9 protein-coding genes and 1 pseudogene are annotated in these 9,284 nt (G+C 63.3%); all 10 read left to right on the top strand.

Features of this window, described 5'->3' with window-relative positions; all coding sequences use genetic code 11:
* Positions 1–105: pseudogene (tdh, locus tag C1A35_RS32435) on the top strand (L-threonine 3-dehydrogenase); the annotation flags it as partial.
* Between the two features lie 107 nt (positions 106–212).
* A complete protein-coding gene (locus C1A35_RS32430) occupies positions 213–1,208 on the top strand; it encodes a LysR family transcriptional regulator (RefSeq protein ID WP_104668346.1) in 996 nt (331 codons plus the stop codon).
* Positions 1,209–1,271: 63 nt separating this feature from the next.
* The gene (locus tag C1A35_RS32425) at positions 1,272–2,372 is read left to right on the top strand and encodes an extracellular solute-binding protein (RefSeq protein WP_104668345.1); all 1,101 of its coding nucleotides are present in this window, start codon (positions 1,272–1,274) and stop codon (positions 2,370–2,372) included.
* Positions 2,373–2,448: 76 nt separating this feature from the next.
* The gene (locus C1A35_RS32420) at positions 2,449–3,429 is read left to right on the top strand and encodes an ABC transporter permease (protein WP_051659597.1); all 981 of its coding nucleotides are present in this window, start codon (positions 2,449–2,451) and stop codon (positions 3,427–3,429) included.
* 10 nt (positions 3,430–3,439) lie between these two features.
* On the top strand, positions 3,440–4,231 hold the full coding sequence (locus tag C1A35_RS32415; RefSeq protein ID WP_104668344.1) for an ABC transporter permease: 792 nt from the start codon (positions 3,440–3,442) through the stop codon (positions 4,229–4,231).
* 5 nt (positions 4,232–4,236) lie between these two features.
* A complete protein-coding gene (locus tag C1A35_RS32410) occupies positions 4,237–5,307 on the top strand; it encodes an ABC transporter ATP-binding protein (protein ID WP_104668343.1) in 1,071 nt (356 codons plus the stop codon).
* A gap of 13 nt (positions 5,308–5,320) precedes the next feature.
* The gene (locus tag C1A35_RS32405; protein WP_104668342.1) at positions 5,321–6,790 is read left to right on the top strand and encodes an NAD(P)-binding domain-containing protein; all 1,470 of its coding nucleotides are present in this window, start codon (positions 5,321–5,323) and stop codon (positions 6,788–6,790) included.
* Positions 6,791–6,817: 27 nt separating this feature from the next.
* Entirely contained in the window at positions 6,818–7,324 is a 507-nt protein-coding gene (locus tag C1A35_RS32400; protein WP_104668341.1) for a CMD domain protein, read from the top strand.
* Position 7,325: 1 nt separating this feature from the next.
* On the top strand, positions 7,326–7,904 hold the full coding sequence (locus C1A35_RS32395) for a peroxidase-related enzyme (RefSeq protein ID WP_104668340.1): 579 nt from the start codon (positions 7,326–7,328) through the stop codon (positions 7,902–7,904).
* On the top strand, positions 7,905–9,251 hold the full coding sequence (locus tag C1A35_RS32390; protein WP_234823094.1) for an MATE family efflux transporter: 1,347 nt from the start codon (positions 7,905–7,907) through the stop codon (positions 9,249–9,251).
* Positions 9,252–9,284 lie beyond the last annotated feature (33 nt).

Raw genomic sequence — 9,284 nt, 5'->3', positions numbered from 1 at the left:
GACCTGTCCCCCGTCATCACCCACCGCATCAAGATCGACGAGTTCCGCGACGGCTTCCAGGCCATGCGCTCCGGCAATTCCGGAAAGGTCGTCATGGACTGGTGAGCAGGCGCTCGCCGAACCAACGAAGAAAATTGTCTTTTGTCACTAGAACTGAGAATGCGTTTTATGCACTATTGATCGACCAGCATGCAAGGAGCGCATGATAGCCGATGGAAGTACGCGATCTCGAGGCCTTTCTCGCCGTTATGTCGACGGGCAGCATCACCGGTGCCGCCCGCTTGCTCGACCGTTCGCAGTCGCAGGTGACGCGCCTGATTCAGGACCTGGAGACGTCGCTCGGCTTTGCGCTGTTCGAGCGGAACGGTCCGAGGATTGCGCCGACCGACAAGGGCATTGCCTTCCACGAGGATGCGGAGCGCTTCGTCAGCGGCATCGGGCACCTGCGCAACCGCGCCAAGGCGATCGCCGGCAAGGAGCCCGAGCCGATCGAGATCGCTGCGACCCCGGCATTCGCGAGCGGCATCATCCCGATCGCGCTCGCAAAACTGCCTGAGCATCTGCTGCCTCGCACGATCAATCTGCGCAGCATGCCGGCCGAGGCCGCCGTGCAGTCGGTGTTCGCGCGCACGGCGGATTTCTGTGTCACTTCGCTGCCGGCCGATCAGCCGGGCCTGGAGGTGCAGGGGTTCTTCGAAGGCTGTTGCGTCGCCGCGGTTGCGCCGCACGATCCGCTCGCCGAAAAAGACGTGATCTCGATCGCCGATCTTGCCGGGCGCACGCTCGTCACCATGTCCAACCCGTTTCGGCTGCGCCATAGCGTTGATGAGGTGCTCGATGCGGCTGGCGTGCGGCCCAACCGGATCATCGCGACCAACGCGGCCAACAACGCCGTGCAGGTCGCATCGCTCGGGCTTGGCGTGGCGATCATCGAGCCGGCGACGGCCTACGGGCTGCAATCGGCGCCCATCGTCGTTCGGCCGCTCGATGTCCAGATCCCCTTCCTGTGGGCGATCCTGTCGGCGGGCTCGCGCCCGCTCTCGGCTGGCGTCCGGGAACTCATTCAACTGATAGCGCGGATCGCGTCGGAGCGGATGCCGGATCTCACCGTGCACGATCCCAAGCAGATGGCGCGTATCGCCGAAAGGAACTTTGCCGGCAGGAACGCCGGCAATGGCGCGCCGCCGGACAAACCGGCGGCGAAATAAAGGGGAGCAAAAAGCTCTGAACGCTCACACGAAAATCGAGCCTGCTAAAATGAGGAGAACGAGATGAACAATTTTGACGTAACCCGCCGATCGGCAATGAAGCTGCTGGCGGCCGGGGCCGGCGTGCTCGCAGCGCCTTCGATCATCCGCCCGGCTTTCGCCCAGAGCAAGGTCGTCAACATCACGACCTACGACAAGTTCGTACCGCAGTCCTTCATCGACCAGTTCCAGAAGGATACCGGCATCGAGGTCCGCATCCGGCTGACCGACGACCAGGGAAAGCAGTACAACCTTCTGACCGCCGAGGGGGCCGCACCCTCCACCGACATCGTCACCGTGACCGGCCACCGCCTGTCGCAGTTCATGAAGTCGAACCTGCTCTCGACCCTCGACACCGCGCGGCTGAAGAACTGGGGCAAGCTTGCTGCCGCCTACAAGGGCGCCCCGCAACTGACCGTCGACGGCAAGACCTTCGGCGTGCCGCTGCTTGCGGGCTTCGAGGGTCTCGTGCGCAACACCGAATACGCCAAGGCCTCCGACAGCTGGGCGATCATGTTCGATGACGAGAACAAGAACCTGACGTCCTACATCGTCAGCGACTTCCTCTCGATCGTCATGCGCTACCAGGGCAATGACGGCGACTATGTGACCTATGGCGACAAGCCCGATGTCGCACAGGCCGCGACGAACCAGGCCCGCGATTTCCTCATCCAGCACAAGGACAAGGTGCGCAAGTATTACGATGCCGGCTCCGAGCTGCAGCAGATGTTCGTCAACGAGGACATCTACCTGGCGCAGGCCTGGTCCGGACCGGCCGCAAAGCTGATCATGGATGGCCATCCGATCGAGATCTCGGTGCCGAAGGAAGGCACGTTCGGCTTCCTCTATTCGTTCAACATCGTCAACAACGCACCGAACGCGGACGCCGCCTATACCTTCCTCGACGCCATCCTGTCGTCGCCGGAGATCGGTGCTGCGATGACCCGCCAGTCCGGCTTCTCGTCGGCCTTCGACGGCGTAGACAAGGTGCTGGACGAGAAGGAACGCGCCGCCCTGTCGCTGCCGCCCGAGCAGGTCGACCGCATCCAGTTCTTCAGCTCGGTCAACCGCGACATGAAGAACGAGATGATCGACAAGGCAACCGCCGAGATCAAGTCCGCCTGACGTCTGAAACCGGGCGATCGGCTGCGGCCGGTCGCCCGTCAAAAAATGGACTCTTCCAGAGCCGGGAACAAAGAGAATGCTGGATACGACAACACAACCGCCATCCGTCGGTTTGTCGACGGTACCGCGCTATGCCGGATGGATCGGCAAGGCGGCGCGTTCGGGGCTTTATCGCCATACGATCGGACTGCTCGTTGAAAGCCGGCGCGTGCGTCTCGCCGTGCTCGCGGGCGTGCCGCTTTTCTGGATCGCCATGCTGCATATCGGGCCGATCCTGCAGATGGCCAATATCAGCCTTCTTGCCAACTATCCGCCGCAGCCGGACAAGAGCAGCGAATACACGCTTGCGAACTACGCGCTGTTCTTTTCCGACCGGCTCTATTTTCTGCCCTTTGTCCGCAGCCTGATCTTTGCCGCCGTGGTCACGATCTCGACACTCGTGATCGTCTATCCCGTGGCCTACTACGTCGCAAAGATTGTGCAGCCGAAGAACCGGATGCGGGCACTGTTGCTGCTGCTCATACCCTTCTGGGCCGGCGAACTGATCCGTACCTTCTCGGTTATCATGCTGCTTGCCAACCGCGGGGCGCTGAACGTGCTCCTTAGGGAATTCGGCTTCATCGACCGCCCGATCCCGATGCTCTACACCTTCTTCTCGCTGAGCTTCGGCGTCATCTATCTGCTGGCGCTCTACATGCTCTTGCCGCTCTATTCGGCGATCGAGAAGATCCCGACGCCGCTGATCCAGGCCGCGGCCGACCTTGGCGCCGGGCCCTTCCAACGGTTCCGCCGGGTCATCCTGCCACTCTCCAAGGACGGCATCGTCTCCGGCTGCAGCCTTGTCTACCTGACGGCCGTCGGCGTCTTCGCAGCGCCACTGCTGCTTGGTGGCCCAAATTCAGTGATCTTCCCCGAAGTGATCGCGACGCTGTTCCACGGGTCGAACGACAAATGGCCGGAGGGTGCTGCCTTCTCGATGATCATGCTCGTCGTGTCCTTGACGACCGTTGGGCTGTTCATGCGGGTCGTCGGCGGCCGCTCCGTCCGGCTGATGTGAGGGTGGACCGATGCGAACCTATTTCAATGACCTTCCGAAAACCGCGCTTGGCGCTTCCTACTGGATCTTCGCCGTCTATCTGGTGCTGCCGCTGGCCCTGATGATGGCCATGAGCTTCAAGGATGCGAACTTCATCGCCTTCCCGATCGGCAACTGGACGCTGTCCTGGTACGGCAAGGTGGTTCAGGACAAGCAATTCCTCGAAGCTTCGCTCTATTCGATCGGCATAGCGCTCGCCACCACCGTCTCGGCGACGATCATCGGCGTCTGGATCGCACTTCTCGTTTCGGCGGAAAACATCTGGGGCAAGGCGGTTATCTTCGCGCTCGCCTGTCTTCCGGCCGTCGTGCCGGGCCTGATCAACGCGATCTCGATGCGCATCTTCATCCGCGCCGTCGACATTCCGACCGGGACCTTCGCGATCATCCTCGCGCATACGGTTCATGCCGTGCCGTTCGTCGTCATCATGGTTCTGACGCGGCTGCGGTCGATGCCGGCCAATCTGGTGGATGCGGCGCGCGATCTCGGCGCCGATCCCTTCATCGCGTTCCTGCGCGTCACCATCCCCTACCTGATGCCGGCGCTCTTCGGCGGCATGATCTTCTGCGTGCTGACCAGCATCGACGACTTCGTCCGCACCTTCTTCCTCGGCGGCTACCAGCCGACGCTGCCGATGCTGATCTTCGCCAAGGTGCAAGGCGGCATGTCGCCGGAAATCAACGCCATGGCGACCATCGTTCTCGTCGTCACCACCGCTGTCGGCGTTTACGCCGAGCACATCACCCGCCGTTCCAGGAGCTGACGCAAATGCAGCCTGTCGTCCATTTCAAGAACGTCAACAAGTCCTATGGGGCGCTGACCGCCGTCGATGATCTCGATCTTGCGATCGCGCCCGGCCAGTTCGTCACGCTGCTCGGCCCTTCCGGCTGCGGCAAGTCGACGACGCTGCGCATGCTCGGCGGTTTCGACAGCCCGACCACGGGGGAGATCTATCTCGAGGGCAAGCCGATCTCGCACCTGCCGCCGAACAAGCGCAACGTCAACATCGTCTTCCAGGACTATGCCCTGTTCCCGCACCTGACCGTCGGCCGCAACATCGCCTTCGGCCTGGAGCTGAAGGGCATGGGAAGCGCTGCGATCCACAGGCGGGTCGGCGAGCTCCTCGCCCTCGTCTCGCTTGAGGACCACGCCGAGCGCATGCCGGCGCAGCTTTCTGGCGGACAGCGTCAGCGCGTGGCGCTGATGCGGGCGCTGGCGCCCGATCCGAATGTGCTGCTCCTCGACGAGCCGCTGTCGGCGCTCGACGCGAAGCTCCGCCAGCAGATGCAGATCGAGCTGAAATCGATCCAGAAGAAGACCGGCAAGACCTTCATCTTCGTCACCCACGACCAGGAGGAGGCGCTTACCATGTCCGATGTCATTGTCGTGATGAACAAGGGCAGGATCGAGCAGATGGGCGGACCGGACGAGCTCTATGCCCGGCCGCGCAGCCGCTTCGTCGCAAACTTCATCGGCCAGAGCAACTTTCTCGAAGGCACGGTCGCATCGGTGTCTGACGGCATCGCCGCCGTCGAGTGGCGCGGCAACCTCGTGCGCGCCGACGTGAACGGCACCTCGCCGATACCGGGAGACCATGTCACCGTTGCCCTGCGTCCGGAGGCGGTTTTCTGCCTTTCGCGCAAGCCGGAGGATCGCCCGTCGCTGAAAGCGCGCATCGACCAGCGCGTCTTCAAGGGCGCGCACACCTCGCTGACCGTCATGCTCGACAACGGTAGCGCGCTCGTGGCGCAGATCGACCCGGTGGCGCTTTCGCATATCGAAGGGGACGACGTCTGGGTGGGGTGGCGCGACAGCGATGCCGTCCTGCTGGCGAAATGAAGGGAGACCGGGGATGACCGACAGTCACAAGCAACAGCGGCTTGCCGAGCTCAATGCGCGGGTAAGGCAGGATCTGAGCTACCTCAATTATCCGCCGGCCAATTGGTCGAAGCCTATCACGACGGCGGCGGGCGATGACGTGAGCGATGTGGTCGTGATCGGCAGCGGCATGTGCGGGCTTGTTGCCTGGCATGCCTTGACGCGCGCCGGCATTGCCAACCTGCGCATCGTCGATCGCGCGCCGAAGGGTTTCGAAGGGCCCTGGGTCACCTATGCGCGCATGGAGACGCTGCGCTCGCCGAAGATCCTCCTCGGCCCGGCGCTCGGCGTTGCCTCGCTCAGCTTCCGCGCCTGGTTCACGGCGTTCTATGGCGAAGCGGAGTGGGAGGACCTGTTCCGCATCCCGCGGCCGATGTGGATGGATTACCTGCGCTGGTATCGCGAGGTCATGGACATTCCGGTCGAGAACGATACCCATGTCACCCGCGTCGTGCCGCGCGCCGACGGTCTGCTTGAACTTGAGATCGCCGGCGGCGAACAGCCTTCGATCATCACCCGCAAGCTGGTGATGGCGACCGGTCGCGATGGGCTCGGCGAGCCGACCATTCCGGATTTCGTCAAGAGCATCGAGCGGCACAGGTCCTGGGCGCATTCGGCCGACGAGATCGATTTCGTTCGCCTGAAGGGCAAGCGCGTCGTCGTCATCGGCGTCGGTGCTTCGGCGGTCGACAACGCCGCCGAGGCGCTGGAGCAGGGGGCAGGGGAAGTGCGGCTTCTTGCCCGCCGCAAGGAGATGCCGACCGTCAACAAGCTGATGGGCATCGGTTCCTATGGCGTCACCGCAGGCTTTGCCGAGATTTCACCGGAATGGCGCTGGCGGCTGATGGACTATGCGGCCAAGCAGCAGACACCGGCGCCGCACAATTCGACGCTTCGCGTCAGCCGGCACGCGAATGCCTATTTCCACTTCGACTGCGGCATCCGCTCGATGAGGCAAGAGGGCGGCGAGGTCGTCATCACCACCACCAACGGCCGCATCTTCCGCACCGACTTCGTCATCCTCGGCACCGGCTTCTCGATCGATCCCTTAAGCCGCAGCGAGCTTGCGCCTTACCAGGACCAGATCGCCTGCTGGGAGGACCGCTACGCGCCGCCGGCGGGCGAGGAGAACCCCGGTCTCGGGCGCTTCCCCTGGCTGAACGGAGATTTCTCCTTCACCGAGAAGGAGCCCGGAACGGCGCCCTGGCTGAAGGACATCCACTGCTTCAACTACGGCGCCTCCGTCAGCGTCGGCAAGGTCAGCGGCGACATCCCGGCCATCAGCGAAGGCGCCCTGTGGCTTGCACGCGGCGTCGCCGCCTCGCTCTTCATCCGTGACGTCGACTACCATTGGGAGGCGCTCATCGCCTACGAAAAGCCGGAGCTCGACGGGACCGAATGGGTGGATGCGGACGCGCCGACCCCGGCGCAGAAGACGGCATGAACCTCATTTCAGATGACTGGAAAACCAATGACCGCTCCATCGACGAATGACGTGATCGACACCGTGCTCGGGCTCGATCGCTTTCCCGACCTGCAGGCGCTGCGCGACCAACGGGCGAAGCTGAAGCATTTGAGCCAGACGAGCTATCAGGCAGCCCTTCGCCCGGCCGACCCGCGCAACTTCTCCTATGCGCTCCGAGCAGCCCTTGCCGCACGCATGGCCGCACTCTGGAAGTCGCAGGAACTTTCCGCGCATTTCCGGGCGCTGCTCGAAAGCGAGGAGGAGGGCCCGGCGTTGGCGTCGATCACCAATCCAGGCAGCGCCGCCGATACCGCCGATCCTCGCCTGCAGGCGATCCTCGCCCATGTCGACCTTGTCACGCTTTCGCCGAAGGAGGCGACGCGCGCCAATATCGAAAAGCTCACCACTGCCGGCCTCGACGACCGGGACATCGTCACGCTCGCCGGCCTCATCGCCTTCGTGAATTATCAGGTGCTGGTGGTGGCCGGCCTCAAGATGCTGAGAGATAACTGAGATGTCGCAAGCCGTGCACGAATTCACCGTCGAAGCGCTCGACTGGAAGCCCTATGTCAAGCCGGTCGATGTCGAGACCGCCACGCCCGAACAGCTCGACGCGCTGAAGATCACGCCGTCCAACAAGAAGATCTCGGACTATGTGCTGGTCCTTGCCAACGAACCGGAAACCTTGAAGGAGCGCACGCCGCTCTTCAACGACATCATGTATAGCGAGGGCGGGCTTTCCCGTGGCGGCCGCGAGATCGGTGCGCTTGCGGCGTCCTTCGTCAACCGCTGCATCTATTGCGCCTCGGTCCATGCGGCGCGCTACATCCAGCTCGAAAAGCGGCCGGAGGTGGTCGACGAGATCTATGGCGGCGGCCTTGACGCGAACCTGCCGGAATTCGAGCAGGCGCTGTTCAATTTCGGCGTCGACCTGACGGCCCATCCGGACAATGTCGGGGCCTACCAGTTCTACCATCTGCGCGAGATCGGCCTCGACGACCTGCAGATCCTCGACCTTATCCACGCGGTTGCGATCTTCGGCTGGGCCAATCGGCTGATGCATACGCTCGGCGAACCACACCGGCTGGATTGAGTGAAACACGCTTCCGATCACGCTGCGGTCACGGTCCGTCCCTTCGACATCGCGCATCGCGACGTGCTTCGCATTGCGTTGCCGATGATGATCGCCTATCTGTCGAGCCCGCTTGTCGGGCTCGTCGCAACCGGCGTCATCGGCCAGTTGCGCGACGAGACCCTGATCGGCGGCGTGGCGCTGTCGACCGTCATCTTCGACGTCATCTTCGTCACCTTCAACTTCCTGCGCGGCGCGACCACGGGCTTTACGGCCCAGGCGCTCGGTGCCGGTGACCGGCGCGAAGAACAGCGCATGCTCGCAAGCGGCCTTATCATCGCACTCGTGGCGGGCCTGGCACTGCTGGTTCTTCAAAAGCCGATCGGCGCCCTAGGCCTTGCCGCCATGGGCGCGGAAGGCAAGGTGGCCGAAGCGGCCGCCACCTATTTCGCCTGGCGGGTGTGGTCGGCGCCCTTCGTCCTCTTCAACTTCGTGGTCTTCGGCTGGATCATCGGGCGTGGCGATGCGTTCTGGGGCATGATCCTGCAAACCCTGCTCAATGCGCTGAACGCCGGCTTGAGCGTGCACTGGGTGCTCGGCCTCGGCTGGGGCGTGGCGGGCGTGGCGGCCGCCTCGCTGGTGGCAGAGGCCGTCACGGCAGTGGCGGGGCTCTACCTCATCTGGACAAAGACCGACCGGACCGCATGGAACCTGCCGGACCTTGCAGCCTTTCGTCGCGCCTTTTCGGTCAATGGCGACATGATGATCCGCTCCTTCGCGCTTCTGATCGGGCTTTCCTTCTTCACCCGCCAGAGCGGCATGCTCGGCATTGAAATCCTTGCGGCCAATACGATCCTGCTGCGCTTCTATTTCTTCGGCGTCGCCTTTCTCGACGGGGTGGCAACGGCAGCGGAGCAACTGGCTGGCCGTGCCGTCGGCGCGCGCTACCGGCCGGCGTTCGACCGTGCCGTTGGTTTGACGACGGTATGGGGCTTCGTCTTTGCCGGGCTCGTCGCGCTCTGTCTCTTCGTGGCCGGCGACTGGGTGATCGGCATCACCGCCCCGTCGGAAAGCGTGTCAGCACTAGCCCACGCGTACTTGCCATATGTCGCGGTTCTGCCGATCTTCGGCATCGTCGCCTTCCAGATGGATGGCGTCTATATCGGCGCCACATGGTCGAGACAGATGCGAAACCTGATGGTCGCGTCGCTGGCGATCTACTTTGCCGCCTGGGCGATCCTGCAGCCGGTCTTCGGCAATGACGGATTGTGGATCGCGCTGATCCTGTTCCAAAGTGCCCGCAGCGTCGCCTTCCGGCTGATGCTGCCGCGGCTGGCCGACCGGACGTTTTCGACCGTGCGACAATGATTGGCCTGATGTTCCGGCCAAGTCGAGTTTCGG

The sequence above is a fragment of the Ensifer adhaerens genome (assembly GCF_002940685.1).
GTDB classification, from domain to species: domain Bacteria; phylum Pseudomonadota; class Alphaproteobacteria; order Rhizobiales; family Rhizobiaceae; genus Ensifer; species Ensifer adhaerens_E.
The sequence above is the reverse complement of the archived record's forward strand: the minus strand, read 5'-3'. Positions and strand labels throughout refer to the sequence as shown.

What these genes read in the sequence shown, in the direction of transcription:
- C1A35_RS32410 (WP_104668343.1), top strand. Translation starts at nt 4,237, where the DNA reads ATGCAGCCTGTCGTCCATTTCAAGAACGTCAACAAGTCCTATGGGGCG.
- C1A35_RS32430 (WP_104668346.1), top strand. Translation starts at nt 213, where the DNA reads ATGGAAGTACGCGATCTCGAGGCCTTTCTCGCCGTTATGTCGACGGGC.
- C1A35_RS32405 (WP_104668342.1), top strand. Translation starts at nt 5,321, where the DNA reads ATGACCGACAGTCACAAGCAACAGCGGCTTGCCGAGCTCAATGCGCGG.
- C1A35_RS32420 (WP_051659597.1), top strand. Translation starts at nt 2,449, where the DNA reads ATGCTGGATACGACAACACAACCGCCATCCGTCGGTTTGTCGACGGTA.
- C1A35_RS32395 (WP_104668340.1), top strand. Translation starts at nt 7,326, where the DNA reads ATGTCGCAAGCCGTGCACGAATTCACCGTCGAAGCGCTCGACTGGAAG.
- C1A35_RS32415 (WP_104668344.1), top strand. Translation starts at nt 3,440, where the DNA reads ATGCGAACCTATTTCAATGACCTTCCGAAAACCGCGCTTGGCGCTTCC.
- C1A35_RS32400 (WP_104668341.1), top strand. Translation starts at nt 6,818, where the DNA reads ATGACCGCTCCATCGACGAATGACGTGATCGACACCGTGCTCGGGCTC.
- C1A35_RS32425 (WP_104668345.1), top strand. Translation starts at nt 1,272, where the DNA reads ATGAACAATTTTGACGTAACCCGCCGATCGGCAATGAAGCTGCTGGCG.